Below are 17,291 nucleotides of genomic sequence, written 5' to 3' on the forward strand. Positions count from 1 at the left end.
GTACTAAAAGACGACGCCCCAAAAGCTCCCCTCAGCTTCCTTCCGAAAGACCACCATGAGCAAACGCCCCGAAACGCACACCTTCCCCGAAGGTGTCATCACCGAGCCGCTCCCCGGCGAAGTCATTTACCCGCTCACCAGGCAGCAGAAAACCTGGAGCGACATCATGCACTTCAACCGCAACCTCGCCAACATCCTGGCGGTCGGCGGTACCCTCGAACAGATTTACCGCCGCTGGCAGTACTTCGACATCACCACCACCCCATACGGCTCCCAGCTCGGTAAAAACACGCCCGGAACCGTCACACAGGACCGCGTCAAAGCCTACGCAGAGTTCGGCTGGTTCACCGGAGGCGTTGCCATGCGCCTAGCTGAGCTCTACGGCGGGGCGCGCCTCGAACACGACGAGGACTACTACACCGCCCTCATCAATTGCGACCGCGAGCTGATCCTCCCGCTGCTGCGCGAGGACGAACAGCTCCGCGAAGAACTCATCTGGGGTATGCTCGCCGTCGAAGGTAACCGGGACGTATCCCTCACCCAGCGTGACTCTTACAAGCCCGGGCAGAAGGACAACAACCCCGGCTGGTCCTGCGCCCTCATCGAAGCCACCGAAACCGGGCTGATTAGCCGTGACCGCCTCATTGATGCGCTCCTGAGCTCCCTCATGAGCGACTTCCCGGCGTATCGGGTCGGCTGGTTCTCACGCCTGGTCACCGGACTCAAACTCACCGCCGAAGAAATTGCGGCACGTCAGAGCGAATTTCTGACGCTTTTCTCCTCGCCCATCGGCCCGAGTGTGACCCTCGGCGTGCAGCATATTCACCGCCTCTGGAGCAAAAACCCGCAGGCGCTGGATGCTATCGCCTTCGCCTACGCGGCACCCGCCGTATGCGCCGGAACCAAAGCAAACGCACTCAAAATCCTGACCATGCTCCAGGCGCTGTACCGGGCGGGCACCCTTGACTCTGCCGCCTGCGAAGACGCGGTAGCCATGGCGCTCAGCCACACCCACGCGCAGGTGCAGGCAGCCGCCCTCAACCACCTCAAAGAATGGGTGCAGGCGGGCGCCGCAGACAACGCGGGCGCCGACGCTATCGTGTTCGCCGAGCGTGCCCGCGAACTCTACCGCGACTACCGACCCCAGCTCGATCCGCTGGTTGTGGCGCAGATTCAGGAAGAGGGCTCGCCGCTCCTCGAAGATGGGTACAGCCCGGAGAATAGCCAGGGGAGCGGTACCGAAAGCACCGCCCTCACTGAAGCCGCTGATATTGAGGCCGCCGCCGCGGAGGCGCTCGCCGCCTCCCGCGCCGTAATCCACCGGTACTGGGACACCCCCGTGCGCCCCGTTACCGCATCTGACGTGCAAGAACGCGCCCGCGCGCTCCTGCACCATCAGGTCGCGCCCTGCGCTACCCCCGATACGCTCAGCGAAGCAGACCAACCCGAAACGCACGCCGGATGCGAGCTGGAACTGGAACTGCTCACCGCCTACCTGCTCAGCGCCGACGGCGTCGCGCAGAGCCCCAAACTGCTCGAACAGCTGGTTCCTATCTGCCTGAAAAAGCTGAACCACTGGGGTTTGACATGGTTCGACATGCGCGCGCACTTGACGGTTCTTGCCGCCGCCGGGAAGCTGCGTGAGCGCCCGAAGGCGTCGGAGATGACCCCGAAGGAAGACCCCGGTACGGTGCCGAACCTGCACACCATGTACTCCCGCCACGCCACGTTCTTCAGCACCGGATTCAAGGATTCCCTCGGCGTGCTGCAGAGCAGTCAGAGCTACACCCCGCTCGCCACCCCCGAACTGTTCGGCGGGTGGGTGCATCCGGATACCCTGGTGCGCCGGTACGCCAAGAACCTGGCTGATGGAGCCCCCATCCTGCGTCAGGATTTCACGGCGGCGCTACTGCGTGTGTGTGTGCCGGAGGTGCTGCCTCCGTACGCTACCGACGAGCAGCGACAGGATGCACAGAGCCGCCGAGCTGAGGCGCTGACCCTGCTTGAAAGCCTTGAAGAGCAATACGTGAAGAACGCTCAGGAGGATGCTCCGCGCTCTGCTCCTACCCAGATCCGTGTGCTCCGCTCCGCTCTCGACGGCACCCTCGCCACCGGGCGCGTCAACCCCTACCTGGAATCCATTACGGTATCCCAGAGGGAGAAAAGCTGGGGCCTTCAGCTGAACGGGGTGGCGCACGGCGCTTCCACCCCCGAGCTGAACGCTTTCCGCGGACTCGCCACCGCCCACCACAGCGAAGAAGGACAGTACGCCCTGCTTTACCCGGCGCAGGCAGAACCGCTGGCGTACTACTGCGCTAGCAGCAACTGGTACAGCTTGGACCACAGCGCCTTTGACCGGAGCCTGTATTTGGCGTTGGCGGCGCACCCTGGCGCATGGGGTCCCGCCTGCGCGTTCGTGTTTGCCGCGGGCTTCTCGGAGCAGCGCGTCGAGATTCGTTCCCTCGCCGTGGAAATCATGCACCGCGTGCTGGACGACCAGCTCAGCCTTGAGGACGCCACGGCAGGCTTCGTGAACTTTGTGCCACTGGCGATGCTGAACCGTTGGGCGCTCGCCCTCACCGACTTCGCCCAGCTGGATGCGCGGGCGGCGGTGCGCTTCTTCGCGCGCCTCATACCGCACCTGGATACCGGGGCGAACTCGCTCGGTAAGCTGCTAGGCGCCTTCAGCCAGGCGTTGGCAACTCTCGACCCCGCCACCCGTGCGGAGCTTGTGGATGAGCCGCTGCGTGCCTGGTTGGGTACGCTGACCGGTTCTTCGCAGAAGGCGCGGTACGCCCGGAATATCCTCAACCAGGTGCAGGGCTAACCGCCCCGCCCGCACCCGTTCAAACCCTCCGTTCAACTCTTTACAACCATTCACCATCAACTCCGAAAGCAGGTACCAATGACTGATACCGCCCAGCCGCATAACGCCGGTGAGCGCACCCTCGAAGAGCGCCGTGCCGCCCTCAAAGCCCTTATGGAGGCAGAATCAACTGACGTGCAGGAATACCATGCCGTCATCACCGGCGCCACCGAGGAGGAACGCGCATCCCTCGCCCGAACCCTCACCCCCAAGAGCGTGATCGGTAGCGACCACATTAACCGCACCCCGCTTGCCGCCTACGTTGCCGGGGCGCTCGTGCGCACCCCCGACGGCGACCCGTGGGAATATCACCGTTCCGCCGGCCGCGCCATGCGCACCCTGCTCTGGCGTGGGAGCCCGGACCAGCAGCTGATTGACGCGTTCCTGCTCGGCGCCATCGAACGCCCCGACGAGTGGATTCTGCGTTTTATTGAGGGTCTGCCGAACTCTTGGGCTCGTTCGAAGAAGATATGGGAAACCTGCTACACGCTGCTGCGCGCCCGAAACCTGAGCTGCGATGCCCCCGAATACCTGGTCCTTTTCCTACACGAGGCCCTACCCTGCGTGAAGAAGGACAGCTCCAGCAACCACGCCCAGCTCAAAACCTTCTTCACCCGCGACATGACCCTGCTCGACCAGGAATTCTGGGCTGTATTCCGCACCGAAGGGGTGCTCTTCAAAGGCTACGGCAACTACATGGGCGAAAGCGCGGAACTCTGCCGCCTCATGGGCGAATACTTTGATATCCGCGACGAGATTCTGGACGCTCTGCTACGCGGCCTGACCAGCGATTTCAGTGCCTTCAACTCGGCTGCGTTCCACTCCGTCTACACCGACCTGCAGCCCACCGACGCAGAAAACCGGGTACGCTTCGGGCAGCTCATGGCTGTACTCACCGCAGAGCCCAGCGCCTCCGTCGGATTCGCCCAGACAATGCTGCAGAACGTGCTCAAAGCCTGCGCACCCGCCGACCTGCAGAAGACCCCCGACCTGCAGCCCCTCGAACAGCTTGACCTGGAACAGCTCATCGACGCACTCGGCGCGAACCTCTACCGCACCGAAAAGAAGATTCAGCGCGGCGCCCTGCGCCTGCTCAAGCTCATCGCCACCCAGTACGCCGGTTTGAGCAAAGCTAAGCGCAAGAAGGCGCAAACCGCCGAGCAGGTGGCGCTCGCCAACTATGTTGCTGACCGTGTTCTTGAAGCCTACGAGGTGCTGCCCCTGGAACTGCGCGGCGCTGCGGAAGCCTGCCTACCCGAAGCCCGCCTACCCCAGCAGGAAGAGGCGGAGGCGGCGGGCGCCTCCGTAGAGGTACCGCCGGTGCTGTTGCCCGGCACCCCGCACCATGAGCCGTTCACCCCCATCGCGGATCTGGGCGAGTTCTGTACCCTGCTGACCGAGGAATCGAACACCCATTCCAGTCGAATCGTAGGGGACGAATCTCCCAGCACCAGGGGAGAGAACCTAGTGCGCCTCTACCACTTTGCCGCGACCGGGCAGCTGGCACCGGCAGATCAGCAGCAGCTTCGCACCCTGCGAAAGATTGTCAGTGAATACGGCTACAACAATATTGGGTACATGCCTGTTCTCCGCGCTGTATTGGAAGCTAACGCCGAGGCCGCCGGGTACAAGTCCTGGGAGCTGCCCGATGTGGGGATGTATGATGTGGGGATGTATACGGGACAGTCAAACCGTAGCGAAATGATTGCGCGAGCCCGATCGACTAACACGCTCATCAGCAGGGAAGAGATGGTGCGCCTGATCATTCAGAATAAACACCATCTCTGGAATGCTGACTACAAGCCGTTGAAGGGTTCCCGTGACCTCTATGAGATCTTCCGCGAGCAGATGCGCGCCGTCGCCGCCGGGGGAGAGTACCACACGGACGGACGCACGGTGCGCCTGCTGAGTGCCCCGCTACCCGCCCGTCAGCTTACCTATAGCGACTGGACTTATCGCACTGTTTCTGGCCTGGATATGCCCTGGAGCGGCCTCAACCGTGGTCTCGACAATGATCGAGTCTGGGAATACCAGGAGGCCAGCAGGTCGGGTCGTCTCCGCGAGGCAGGCTTCGAAAACTTTAACGTTGAGGAATTCGTGAAGTACCAGCCCATGTGGCAGGTCAAGGGCGACATCGTGGATACCGCGGATGAGGCGCGCGAGGCGCTGATCCGCGCAACCGCTGGCATGAGCCCCGAGGAAGCCATCGCCTACGAGGCGCTGAACACCGCCTTTATCCCCTTCGTATATCTGCTGAATCTTGATAGCGTCGATGGGTGGCGGGGCGACTATATTATCGCTCTCACCGAGTGGGCGTCCTGGTTGCTTCAGAACAACCCGGACCTGCTCTCTGCATACTTCCTGTTTGCCGCTTCGCAGTGCGTTGAGGAGAAGACCATCACCCCCGTTCCCGTACTCATGCGTGCGTTGAGGGAATCCACCGTGCAGGTGGGCGCCCCGACCTGCACCCTGCTCGGCTATGTGGCGAGCGCGAAGAACCCTGAGTACCGTCTGGCGGCGGCAGAGGCCATTGCGGCACTCTTTGAGGCGGGCCTGCTGGATGCGTCAACCTTCGCGGAGACCCTGAAGTGGGCGTTGGAGGACGGGATGGTCCTTCCGAACCGCCTGGTGGCGACCCTGCGTGAGGTGTCGGCTATTAGTCCGCTGGCGGGTTGGCGTGTGTTGCAGGTTCTGCGCCTGCTGTTGCCGATGGTTGGTGGGCTGACGAAGGGCGGCGACTATGTGCGCCTGGCGGTGGAGCTTGCCGAACTGTACGGTACGCCGGTTGAGATTCCCGCCGAGCTGGAGCCGAAGATGAAGGGCTCCACGGTGCTGGCGAAAGCGCTACGTGCCCTGGCTGCGGTGACCCCGCGCGTGACTGAGGAGGCGCTTGCCGCCCGCGAAGCCGCGCTCGCGCTACTGGGGGAGAACGGTGCCTAATACTGTGCCTGAAAGCGTGCATCCTGCGGCGCCTGCGTGGAGCGCTGAATACCTGCAGGAGTTCCTGTGGCGCATTGTGCCGGGTCGTTCCATGCGCTCTATGGATGATGAGGTGATTGCCGAGTTTTTCAGGGACCATCCGGAACACTGGGAAAAAATCTGGGCGCTGTTTACCGTGGAGGGCGCCATGCCCTCGAATGGTCTAGGAATCTGGTTTATTTATGATGCGCAGCTGACCATCTGCGGTCATGATTTTCTGGTGTATTTGGCGGAGCGTTTTCCGCAGTATCGAGCCCGGATTGAGCAGGAGTGCGTTCAGGCGTTGCTACGTGATTATGCGCCGCAGAACGCCCGCGTTTTCTCGCGTGCCTTTGAGGCTCTGACGGCGGTTCCGAAGGGGCTGCGCGGTGCTGAACGTAAGCAGGCTTTGGTGGGCCAGGCGCAATCCTATGCTCGGCACGGTGCGCTGATTCCGGCGTTGTTGGCTTCGCCGGTGGCGACCACGGCTGCTGTGGGTGCGCAGATGTTGCAGAGTGTTCTGCAAGTCTGCGCGCCGTCTGGCGGTTCTACCTCTGCCGGTCAGGTGCCGCTGACTGCTGGTGAGCTTCAAACCCTGGTGGCGGAGGCTCTACCTGCCGCCGCGCAGTTGCTGTTCCGGCGTGAGAAGAAGCTGATGACTGCCGGTTTGAAGGTGCTTAAGTTGAGTGTTCGGGCGGTACCGGAACGTGCCGGGGAGGTATCTGCTTACGCGCAGGATGCTGTGGAGGTTCTTCCTCTGGAGCTGCGCGATCGCGCCCAGAAGCTGTGCCCTGACACTGTGCCTGCACAGCCTAGTTCGATTCAGTCTGGCTCGGCTCAGCCTGTTCCCACTCAGCCTGCAACAGATCAGCCGCCCCGTAGCGTGCAGATCCCGGATGTCCCTGCCCTTGGGCTCTCAGCCTCGGAGGTGAACGCCGCCCTCAACGCGGCACCCCAGGCTGGGCGCGCCTCCGCAGCTACCCGGGATGCTATTCGCAACGACCGGGACTGCGAAGAGCTGCTGTTCGCCCTCTACCACCTCAACGAGAGAGAGCAGTCTGTCCGCCGCATCCCGGCGCTGCTGAGCTACCTGCACCGGGCGCATCAGGAGGGGCGAATCATTGAATTCAGTCCCGCTTTTCAGAAGCATCTGCGCCGCTACCTGAGCCGTACCTGGCATGACGTTTGCGACCAATTGCGCTACCTCGCCTACCGGCTGCTGGTCCAGCATATACACGCCGCAGACCCTGACCCGCAGGCAGCACTCGCCGAGCACACGGGCCGTTTTCAGGGTGCTGATTTTCATTTCAGGGGGTACCCGCGCAAGGGTAGCAAATATTGGGCGTACCGTTCGCCCACGGCACTATTCCACGAGCAGCTTCGCGTTGCATTCGGGGATCAGCCCTATAGTAGCGAGGGTGCGGCTGGGCAGGGCTTTGCGCCTCTGCTGGCTGAGCCGCTGCCTGCGGTGGAGCGTTCTTTTGAGCGCACGGTGATTCGTTTCAAGTCGTACCGTGAGGCGTTTCCGAAGGTTCTGCACGGCGAGTATGAGGTGAATGATTCCACCTATGAGCTGTGGCAGGTGCCGGGGGAGGAGCTAGCCACGGAGCGGAGTACGTTCACGGCGGCGGCATACACGGTGGCTGGTGCCTGTGTGGAGTATCCGGGGCGTTCCCTGGAACATGCCGAGGTGCCGTCTGTTGCCCTAGTATGCGGCTGGTACGCCTGGGCGATGCGCCACAACCCGGACCTTCTGGCGGCGCAGTATAAGCCGCTGCTGAGCGTGTATCAGTTCTCTCGTCTTCACGGTTTTGAGGAGGTTATGCAGACGCTCGGTGCGGCGGAGCGTGCTCTGGGTGTGCCGTCGTATAACTTCCTGGCGTGGGCTGCTGTAGTGTACGCCCCGGAACGTCGCGCGTTGACGGCGGAGACGATTGCCTCCCTCATTGACCGCGGCAACTGGGATGCGCACCTTTTCGCCCGCGAGCTCGGGTACCTTCTGGAGCACGGCTGGTTCGGGGCGAATCGCCTGGTGCAGACGTTGAACGATGCCGCTTCGCTGAGCCCCTTGGCAGGGTGGTCTGTCTTCCAGACGGTGCGCCGGATCCTTCCGTTGGCTCCGCAGGTGGGTCAGGGTGCGTCCCTTGTGAAGCTTGCCGTTGAGCTCGCCGAACTGTACGGCACGCCGGTTGAGATTCCCGCCGAACTGGAACCAAAGATGAAGGGCTCCACGGTGCTGGCGAAAAGCCTGCGCGCCCTGGCTGCGGTGGCCCCGCGTGTGACCGAGGAGGCGCTTGCCGCCCGAGAGGCCGCGCTCGCACTATTGGGCGAGTCCTAGCCTGAAAAACCTACCTGCCGGTGATGCTACTTGCCCCTTAGCTAGAGCCTCACCGGCGGGTGGAAAACCCCAAGCATGCTTCGGTGACGAAACGGCTTGACCGCCGTCGCGGGGCGGGAGTACTCTATAGGTAATGGCGGATCATGAAGAGTCCTACTTTCTGAAATATCTTTTTCTTATATTTGTCGGATTCTTCGCTTCCCGCCATTTTTCTTTTAACCGCCGTTCCCACCGCGATGACGGGGCGCAGATGACTGGCGAGCCCCGAACGGAATGACGTAACCGCCTGTTGCCTCGCGAATACGCACCCTGCAGGTCACCGATGACCAAACGCAACGACAGCCCGCGCCCACGACGCTACGATAAGAACATAAACACACCACCGACGGTGACAGTCGGGTGAGACCAACGGAAAGGACGACCCGTGACCACTCCCTACGACGCATCCCCCTACCTGCAGGAATCACCCTACCTCAACGAGTCCGCATACCTTCACGGCGAAGCGCCCGAAGGCCTTAGCCCCCTCGTGCGCCTCATCCTGATGCGCCGCTACGGCGTGTACGTCTTCACCGACCTGTACGGCCCCTACTACCGTTCGAACTACTCGAGCATTAACGAGCGGCACCAGGCCGGCGTATTCGACACCGACCTGGGGCGAGTGTCTGCCCTGAGCAATTGCGGCCTGACCCTCAGTGAGGAATCTCTCGCCCAGGCGTTGAAGGCTAGCACCAACGAATTCGCCCTATTCTTGACCATCTGGTCCTACGAATACGGGTACCGCCCCGGCCGCGTGTTCCGCCGCGACTTTGATCTGCGCGCCCTGACGCTCACCGAGGAGCAGCGCTACACCGAGCAAATCATGCACTACCTCTCCAACCCGTACTACAACCCGGACGGCACGGAGCGCATCGTTGGCGGCCTGCCCGAGAACTACGTGCCCTACGAGTGGCAGCAGCCGATGAGCCGCGCCAACTTCACGAGCATGGAACGCAACCGCCGCCCCCTGCAGATGGTCAGCGGTGTGCAGAACGCCCTGATTATGGCGGACGCCCTCTACCGGCAGCTGCTCAGTCAGCAGCAGGCGTACAACCAGACCGACCAGCGCGACCTTGTGGCGTTGCGCCGTTTCCTCGCCCAGCATGACGCGCTGCCGGCTGCCCGACCGGAGAACACCAGCCGCGAAAACCGCGTGTTCATCGCCGCCTGCCTGCACCCCGAAGACGCTGAGCACCTGCGCACCATGAAGGAGGCACTCGCCCTCGCCGCCGCCTACTCGCGTCTGCGTTCCAACGGCACGGTGGGGGACCTGAGCCTGAGCATCGCGCCGCGCCTGAAGCTGCGCCGTAACGAACGCACCCGCATCGCGCACCTGCTCAACCGCATTATTGATGCCGACCCGGTCGGTGCCCGCTACGACAGCGCGCCCAATGCAGAGATGTACAAGCGCCTCGTCAAGGCGGTTCACCCCGGCGACTACCCGTCACTGACCGCGCTGAGCCGCTGGGCTGACGACCTGTACCGCGGCGAGGTGTACAGCTTCGAGTCGCTAGTGGACCGCGCCTACGCAACCCGGGATGCGCAGAACGTGGCACGTCTGCTCTCGACCCGCCCCGGCGTGTTCGCACGCCAGCTGGTGCGCGCCCTGACTGCGTTTGAGGTGCCGCGCTACGGCATCGACACCGCACCGAGCCCCGGCCAGCAGGTCATCTTTGACGCGTTCGCCGCCGTGGCGCCGCGCGTTTCCGCGCCCATCCTGGTGCAGATCCGCAACCTGGTGACCCTGCAGCGTAACGCGCTCGCGAACCCGCCGAAGGAACGCCCCGCCAACCCCGTGGCGGTGCAGGAGGACCGGGAGCTCGCCGACTACGCGCGCCGCAACCCGGAGGGCGTCGCCAGGGTTCAGAACATCATGCAGAACGCGGGCATTCCGAATCCGCTGGGTTCGTTCTTCGGCGCTAATTCCGGCCCGGAGAACCCGATGCGTTCTATCCCGGTCGGTTCCGACCCCTCTACGAGCCAGCGCGAGGAGCGCCGCGCGGCGTCCGCTCAGAAGACTCAGCCTGCCGCCCCGCAGCGCATGAACCTGTCCAAGACCGGCATCGCCACTATGATTCCGGCGCGCGAGTACAGCCCGGCGGTGCTGGACCTGCTGGAACGCCTGGTTGAGATTGGTCTGTCCGGCCGCCTTGCCGAGACCAGCATCTACCTGCCCGAGCAGGTGGGGGACATGGTCATGCCGCTGAACACCCGCAGCGCCCGCCCCTCCCTGGACGGCATGAGCCGCTACAACACCTCCACGGTGCACCTGCTGCCCACCGGCGTGATTCGCCTCTTCTGCTTCTGGGATGAGGGCGTGGACATTGACCTGTCGCTGATGATGTTCGACGCCGAAGGCAACTACATGGACAAGATCAGCTACTGGTCGCAGACCGCGAAGAACAGCCAGGGCGCCATTTACGCGCACCACTCCGGCGACATTACGGACGGTACCGGCGGCGCCTGGGAGTACATCGACATTGAGGCACGCAAGGCGCTCAAGGCGGAGGTGTGCTACCTCGTGCCGGTGGTGCAGCTGTACTCCGGTTTCGGGGAGGCACACACCCTGGCCGCGGTGAACGACCTGCAGGCGGGCTTCATGGTGGTTCCCGCCGTGGGTGTGGGCGAGGTGCACGAGGTGAGCCAGGTGCACACCAAGTTCACCTTGCGCGCTGAGAGCCGCGGCGTGCTGCCGTTCATCGTGGACCTGCAGAACCGCGACCCGTACGACATTCCCGAGGAGACCGACGCCATCGTGAAGGTGACGGACATCGGTCTTGCCCGCGGCATTAACGTGTTGCAGTCTGGCGCGAACATCACCGCCGTGCGTGAGCATTTTGACTGGGCGCAGCCCATGACGGTGCGCGAGTACCTGCGTCTGACCGGCGCGAAGCTCGCCCCGACCGCAGAGGAGGCTCAGCAGGTGCTGGAGGCTACGGTTCCGTCGCTGGCGGCACTGTACGTGGGCTTCGAGAGCGAAGCGGAGGAGGCCCAGGAACAGGAGCCGCAGAAATAGAAGCCGCAGAATCCTGCCGCTGCTGAACAGTAGGCGGGCGTAGCAAGAGTGGAGCCCCGGATAGATGTCTATCCGGGGCTCCACTCTTTTGTCATGTCATAACATTTTGGAATCTTCGTTGGATGATGAAGATGTACTGGCTTACTTAGGCGACTGCTTCGAGCTGTTGGCTCACGTACTGGTTCAGGCTCTGGTGAGAAAGCGCTGCCTGCTGAACCAGACGACGATGCAATTGCGGTGAAACACGCAAGTTGAATCGTCCTGAGAAGGAACGCAGAGAGAACGGTTCGGGTGCCTCGCGGCCGTCTTCTTCAAGAATTTCGAGGGTGTCGGCGACGACTTCTCGGATACCTGCGAATGCCTCGGTAGAAGTTGGGGCCAGGTATGAGAGGCTGGGAAATTCTGCGACGGTTCCGACAAATTCCTGGTCGTCTTCAGACCACTCGACGCGGTAGGTGTAGAGCTCTTGGCGGGGGAGAGTACTAGTCATCGTTATTCTCCAGTTTTCGAATGGCAGTTAGAACCTGCTTGACTTGGTATTTCTTTGCTTTACCTGAGTTTCCCTGTTGAATGTTGACAATAGGGTCACCATGCCAGGGGGTGCTGTAGTAGTGGTGAGATCCGCGGATACGCGGCGCTCCAAAGAAATGGGTGCATACCTTTTGAAGTTGAGTGAAAGTAACGTTTTGAGGGCTGGAGGCCATCTTCGCAACTAAATCTTCAATACTCGGCATACTTCATGGTACCACTTCTAGTACCATTTCGGGCTGGTTTAAAACCATAGAGAAAAGCCCCAGATAGTCGAAACTATCCGGGGCTCCACTCTTTTGTTGATGCAGTTCAGAACCGAACCTTACGGGCGGTTCTCAGGAGCCAGCGACTCCTCGGTTGCAAAAATCAGGGTCTGCTTCTTACCGCGTGCACCCACCGCCGGGGTTTCCAGCAGCAACTCCGCGTTCAGGTCCTCAGCGTCCAGCTTTGCGCCGGCCAGAAGGCGGCTGGTCGCATCCTGCTTATCCTCACCGGTGATGAGGAAGAACACGTGACGCGAATTATTGATAATCGGCAGGGTCACCGACACGCGCTCAGCCGGCGGCTTCGGCGAATCAGAAACCATCACGGTCACAGCCTTACCGCCCTCAACCGGGTCCTCCGGCAGACCGGTACCCAGCAGAACCTGCTTACGGCCCGGGAACAGGGACGCAATGTGACCGTCCGGGCCCATGCCCAGCAGGGTGATATCAAAGACCGGTGCGGGCCACTGGCCACCGCCACCACCGCAGCCGCCTCCGCCGCATCCGCAACCACCTGCGGGCTCAGTAGCCTCAGCATCAAATTCGTCCAGGGTGGTCTCTTCAATGGACTGCTCGGGTGCGGAAGAACCGCAACCGCCGCCACCACAACCACAGCCGCCGGAGCCGCCGTGCTCGTGACCTGCGCCGCCACCGTGACCGCCAGCCAGCGGCAGTTCGGTTGCGCCCTCGGGCATCTGCACGCTCACAGCCGGTGCGGAACCGGTGTAGTCGCGCATCTCAAAAGCGTAGTGCTCAGCGGCAGCTTCCAGGCCGGTGAAAATATCGGACGGACCCATGCGGTGCACATTGTCCACAACCAGGCCGTGCGACAGCAGGGGAGCGAGCAGCACCTCAATAGCCTGACCGTCATTACGTTCGGGGCTACGCTCGGGCACGAAACGCTCATCGGAGAACCAGAAGTGCACGCGGGACCAGTCGATATCCTTCACGCGCTCGTTCTCAGCCCACGCCTTCAAAGTGGCGATACCCATCGTGCCGCCGGTCAGCGAAATGTGGGCGATCGTGCGCTCAGAGAGCACGTGCTCAATGATGTCGAGGATGCGGGTCACCGCGTCCGCTGCGAGAGCCTCGCGGGTCGGGTGCGCCACCAGGGTGGGGGTGGATGCGCCCATGTTCTGAATCTTAGGCATCGAAAACCTCCGGGTATTCTTCGAGGTCCAGCATGTCTTCAGGCTGGCAGGTGTCATCGACGAGGGTGACGGTGCACAGCGCCTGCTTCAGCACGTCACCGTAGGTGTCGTCCGGGTCGAGGCGGCGCAGCTCCTCAGAGATGCACTCGGCGAGGGTACGCACCGGCAGCGCAATCTGCTGATCGGGCGCGTACGGGGTGGAGATGGTCGCCACGGAAATGCCGGGGCGGAACATCGTCACCGAACCGTCTTCACGCTCAATGCTGACGCGGTACAGGCCGCGGTTTGCCGCGCCAATGGTGGCGAGGTGTACGGGTGCTTCAAGCTTCCAGCCGAGCCACGTACCGAGCAGCACCACGGACGGGGACTTGCTCGAACCCCATACAACCACGCGGCGTACGGGGGAGGAAGGCATCTGCTCCATGAGCGCTGCCAGCTGGGTGCGCCACAGGGTGAGGCGGGTCCACGCCAGGTCGGTGTCGCCTGCACGGAATACGTCGGTGAGCTTACGCAACGCTTCCTTCGGGTCGTCGGCGCGCGCAGAGTCGGTAATGCGACGCTGCGCGATACGACCGATGGAGTGCTGTGCTGGGTTCTCGGGCACCGAGTGCGGCCACCAGACCACAATCGGGGAGTCCGGCAGCAACAGACCGGAGATCAGTGCTTCGGTCGGGCGGGATGCGCTACCCCAGCCGCGCAGAACAATCATCTCGGATGCGCCGGTGTCGCCGCCGAGGTGGATTTCTGCATCCAGCTGGTCGGGGTCGAGCGGGTCGTGAGAAATGTGCACAATAATGCGGCTCGGGTGCTCGTGGGAGGCACGAATTGCGGCGCGCATTGCTTCGCGGGAGTGGCCCTTTTCCGCGAGAACAACGAGGGTGAGAACTCGTCCGCTGCTGAGGCTACCGTTGGCGGCAGTCAGGTGGCTCAGTTCCTTGTTGATAGCGGAAACGGTGGTGTTATGCAGGTGCGAGATCACGGGCGCCTCCAAGCGCGGTTGTCACGCTCAAGCATCTCGTGTGCTGAACGCGGACCCCACGAACCGGACTCGTAGGGTTCAGGCTTAATGCGGTTTTCTTCCCAGTACTCTTCGAAGGGGTCGAGGATCTTCCAGGAGAGCTCAACCTCTTCGTGGCGGGGGAACAGCGGCGGCTCGCCGAGCAGAACATCCAGGATCAGGCGTTCGTAGGCTTCGGGGGACTCTTCGGTGAAGGAGTGGCCGTAGCCGAAGTCCATGTTGACGTCGCGGATTTCCATCTGGGTGCCGGGCACCTTCGCGGAGAATCGGATGGTCATGCCTTCGTCGGGCTGCACGCGGATGACGATGGCGTTCTGGCCGACCTGCGGGTTTTCACGTTCGCCGAAGAGACGGTCGGAGGACTTCTTGAAGACCACGGCGATTTCGGTGACGCGGCGGCCCAGGCGCTTGCCGGCGCGCAGGTAGAAGGGGGTGCCTTCCCAGCGGCGGTTTGCGATGGACACCTTCAGCGCTGCGAAGGTTTCGGTGCGGGAGTCTGCGGGGATGTCGTTCTCGTCGAAGAAGCCGTTGACGTGCTCGCCGCCCTGGTAGCCTGCTGCGTACTGGCCGAGGGCGAAGGAGTTCGGCAGGTCGTCGATGCGGACTGCTTCGAGGACCTTCGCCTTCTCGGCGCGCAGGTGCTTAGCGTCGAGGCTGAGAGGCTCTTCCATGGCGGTGAGGGCGAGTAGCTGCAACAGGTGGTTCTGGATGACGTCGCGGGCCGCACCCACGCCGTCATAGTAGCCTGCGCGGGAGCCGATGCCGATGTCTTCTGCCATGGTGATCTGGACGTGATCCACGTAGTGGGAGTTCCAGAGGGGCTCGAACATCTGGTTGGAGAAACGCATCGCCAGGATGTTCTGAACGGTTTCCTTGCCCAGGTAGTGGTCGATGCGGAACACGGCGTCGGGCGGGAAGACTGCCTCCACGATGGAGTTCAGTTCGCGTGCGCTTTCAAGGTTGTGGCCGAAAGGCTTCTCAATGACCACGCGGCGCCAACCGTCGACGGGGTTGACGGTGTCGTTATCGCGCGATGAGAGGTCGTGTTCGGCGAGCTTGGTGAGGACCTGCTCGAATGCCTTCGGGGGGATGGAGAGGTAGAAAGCGTGGTTGCCGTGGGCGCCACGCTCGTCGAGTTCAGCGAGGGTGTTCTTGAGCTTTTCGAAGGCTGCGTCGTCGTTGAAGGCACCTTCAACGAATCGCATGCCCTGCTGGAACTGGTTCCATACGTCCTCGCGGAAGGGGGTGCGGGCGTTTGCCTCAACAGATTCACGCACATAGGCGCGGAAGTCGTCATCGCTCCAGGGGCGGCGGCCGAAGCCGACAAGGCCGAAGCTCGGCGGGAGCAAACCGCGGTTCATGAGGTCATACACTGCCGGAAGCAGCTTCTTGCGGGCCAGGTCACCGGTTACGCCAAAGAAGACGAGCGCGGACGGCCCCGCAATGCGGGTAATGCGGCGGTCGCGAGTGTCCCTGAGGGGGTTCGCTTCATGACCGATAGTCACAATATATTCCTTTGATTGCCTTGGTTGGTTCGTGCGGCGCGCGGTTCGTACCTTGTCGCGCGGAGGCGATGCCGCATTCTGGAAGGTGTGTACCCTGTATTGTACCGGTTTTTGACGGGACGATATGAGGGGCACCTAACCCGCCGAGATTCTCTGGGACGCCGCGGGCGGTGAAGCCCTGCGGGAACCCTGGCGAAAATCCCGGTCAGAATCTCTACGAGAATCCCGGCGGATTGGTGCTGTGCCCACAATATGTTGGGCGTGCATATCGGTTGGTGTGCGTCGGGTGGTGCACACCGGGAACGCATTGGTCATGCGCTATATTTCAGCGGTTGCTAAACTTCAGTAGCTTCCGAATTTCAGTAGCTGTAGATTCGGCTGTGTCGCCTGGTTCTACTTAGCCTGCTCGAGTGCCTCGCGGACGGTCTGCAGCAGCTCTTCCCAGGAGACGTCGAACTTGGACAGGCCCTCAACCTCGAGCTTCTCCACGACCTCCGGGTAGGAGACGTAAGCGGAGATAGCGTCCAGAACGTTGTTGGACTCGGAGTAGTTCGGCACGATGGTGTTGCCGGTAACCTCGCCGTGGTCGGCAACAGCGTTCAGGGTTGCCTCGGGCATGGTGTTCACGGTGTTGGGTGCGACCAGGCCGGTGACGTACAGGGTGTCCGGCAGGGACGGGTCCTTCACGCCGGTGGATGCCCACAGCGGGCGCTGTACGTTCGCGCCGTGTGCCTGCAGACGTGCCCAACGCTCGGAGGAGAACATTTCCTCGAACACCTCGTAGGCGAGGCGTGCGTTCGCCAGGCCTGCCTTGCCCTTGAGCTGCACAGCGTCGCCGCCGGCCGCTTCGAGGCGTGCATCGATTTCGGTGTCTACGCGGGAGACGAAGAAGGATGCGACCGAGTGGATGGTGGACAGGTCCTTACCGTTCTCCAGCGCCTGCTCCAGGCCGAGCATGTAGGCGTTGATGACCTCGCGGTAACGGGTCAGGGAGAAGATCAGGGTCACGTTCACGCTGATGCCGGCAGCCAGGGTCTCCGCGATGGGGCGCAGACCTTCCTGGGTTGCGGGGATCTTGATCATGACGTTTTCGCGGCCCACGCGCTCGTAGAGTTCACGTGCCATCTTGGCGGTGCCTTCGGCGTCGCGTGCCAGGCGGGGGTCAACCTCGATGGAGACGCGGCCGTCAAAACCGTTGGACGCCTCGTAGACGGGTGCGAACACGTCGCAGGCGTTGCGTACGTCGTCGCAGGTTGCGGCGAAGACTGCCTCTTCAACGCTTGCGCCGGCGGCGGCAAGCTCACGCATCTGCTCAGCGTATGCGGCGCCCTTGGAGAGCGCGCCAGCGAAGATGGTGGGGTTGGTGGTCACACCGACGACGTTGTGGGTCTTGATGAGTTCGGCGAGGTTGCCGCTGGTCAGACGCTCACGGGAGAGGTCGTCAAGCCAGATGGAGACACCGGCGTCGGAAAGCTTCTGAGTGGACTCAGACATGTGAAAACCTTCGATTCTTTGTCGAAATTGAAAATGTCGAAATTGAAATTTGAGATATCGGCGAAATCTTCTGGGCGGCGGGAGGCTCCGGCTGAGCGGTCAGCTGGAGCCTCCC

General features: G+C 62.5%; 10 protein-coding genes. 4 read left to right on the plus strand and 6 right to left on the minus strand.

Translation table 11 applies throughout. The annotated features are described in order from the left end of the window. Window positions 1-55: 55 nt before the first annotated feature. The 4 genes from O3675_RS00810 (at window position 56) to O3675_RS00825 (ending at window position 11,214) form a co-directional block, all read left to right on the plus strand. Window positions 56-2,827 carry a DUF6493 family protein gene (locus O3675_RS00810; protein ID WP_371570320.1) on the plus strand — a complete coding sequence of 924 codons (2,772 nt, stop codon included), beginning with the start codon at window positions 56-58 and terminating at the stop codon, window positions 2,825-2,827. 78 nt (window positions 2,828-2,905) lie between these two features. After that, entirely contained in the window at window positions 2,906-5,806 is a 2,901-nt protein-coding gene (locus tag O3675_RS00815) for an endonuclease (RefSeq protein WP_371570322.1), read from the plus strand. Then, entirely contained in the window at window positions 5,799-8,162 is a 2,364-nt protein-coding gene (locus O3675_RS00820) for a hypothetical protein (RefSeq protein WP_371570324.1), read from the plus strand. The genes O3675_RS00815 and O3675_RS00820 overlap by 8 nt, the downstream gene beginning before the upstream one ends. A gap of 424 nt (window positions 8,163-8,586) precedes the next feature. Then, window positions 8,587-11,214 carry a hypothetical protein gene (locus O3675_RS00825; RefSeq protein ID WP_371570327.1) on the plus strand — a complete coding sequence of 876 codons (2,628 nt, stop codon included), beginning with the start codon at window positions 8,587-8,589 and terminating at the stop codon, window positions 11,212-11,214. A gap of 145 nt (window positions 11,215-11,359) precedes the next feature. Here O3675_RS00825 and O3675_RS00830 read toward each other — a convergent pair whose 3' ends face one another. The 6 genes from O3675_RS00830 to tal all read right to left on the minus strand — a co-directional run bounded on the left by O3675_RS00830 (window position 11,360) and on the right by tal (window position 17,176). Then, window positions 11,360-11,704 carry a type II toxin-antitoxin system HicB family antitoxin gene (locus tag O3675_RS00830; RefSeq protein ID WP_070604265.1) on the minus strand — a complete coding sequence of 115 codons (345 nt, stop codon included), beginning with the start codon at window positions 11,702-11,704 and terminating at the stop codon, window positions 11,360-11,362. Further along, complete coding sequence (locus tag O3675_RS00835; RefSeq protein ID WP_005506120.1) at window positions 11,697-11,948, minus strand: toxin HicA; 252 nt, start codon at window positions 11,946-11,948, stop codon at window positions 11,697-11,699. The genes O3675_RS00830 and O3675_RS00835 overlap by 8 nt, the downstream gene beginning before the upstream one ends. A 119-nt stretch (window positions 11,949-12,067) precedes the next feature. Further along, window positions 12,068-13,159: a 6-phosphogluconolactonase gene (locus tag O3675_RS00840; RefSeq protein WP_049327153.1), complete on the minus strand. Its 1,092-nt coding sequence runs from the start codon at window positions 13,157-13,159 to the stop codon at window positions 12,068-12,070. Next, the gene (locus O3675_RS00845) at window positions 13,152-14,138 is read right to left on the minus strand and encodes a glucose-6-phosphate dehydrogenase assembly protein OpcA (RefSeq protein WP_005506118.1); all 987 of its coding nucleotides are present in this window, start codon (window positions 14,136-14,138) and stop codon (window positions 13,152-13,154) included. The genes O3675_RS00840 and O3675_RS00845 overlap by 8 nt, the downstream gene beginning before the upstream one ends. Then, entirely contained in the window at window positions 14,135-15,682 is a 1,548-nt protein-coding gene (gene zwf / locus O3675_RS00850) for a glucose-6-phosphate dehydrogenase (RefSeq protein ID WP_371570329.1), read from the minus strand. Before zwf ends, O3675_RS00845 begins: the two co-directional genes overlap by 4 nt. A 393-nt stretch (window positions 15,683-16,075) precedes the next feature. Further along, the gene (gene tal / locus O3675_RS00855) at window positions 16,076-17,176 is read right to left on the minus strand and encodes a transaldolase (RefSeq protein ID WP_371570331.1); all 1,101 of its coding nucleotides are present in this window, start codon (window positions 17,174-17,176) and stop codon (window positions 16,076-16,078) included. Window positions 17,177-17,291 lie beyond the last annotated feature (115 nt).

The organism is Rothia sp. 27098_8_27 (genome assembly GCF_041432805.1).
Lineage (GTDB): Bacteria > Actinomycetota > Actinomycetes > Actinomycetales > Micrococcaceae > Rothia > Rothia mucilaginosa.

Bases quoted from the DNA above. Each gene is read 5' to 3' on its own strand.
- O3675_RS00830 (WP_070604265.1), bottom strand. From the start codon at position 11,704: ATGACTAGTACTCTCCCCCGCCAAGAGCTCTACACCTACCGCGTCGAG.
- O3675_RS00840 (WP_049327153.1), bottom strand. From the start codon at position 13,159: ATGCCTAAGATTCAGAACATGGGCGCATCCACCCCCACCCTGGTGGCG.
- O3675_RS00815 (WP_371570322.1), top strand. From the start codon at position 2,906: ATGACTGATACCGCCCAGCCGCATAACGCCGGTGAGCGCACCCTCGAA.
- O3675_RS00835 (WP_005506120.1), bottom strand. From the start codon at position 11,948: ATGCCGAGTATTGAAGATTTAGTTGCGAAGATGGCCTCCAGCCCTCAA.
- tal (WP_371570331.1), bottom strand. From the start codon at position 17,176: ATGTCTGAGTCCACTCAGAAGCTTTCCGACGCCGGTGTCTCCATCTGG.
- O3675_RS00810 (WP_371570320.1), top strand. From the start codon at position 56: ATGAGCAAACGCCCCGAAACGCACACCTTCCCCGAAGGTGTCATCACC.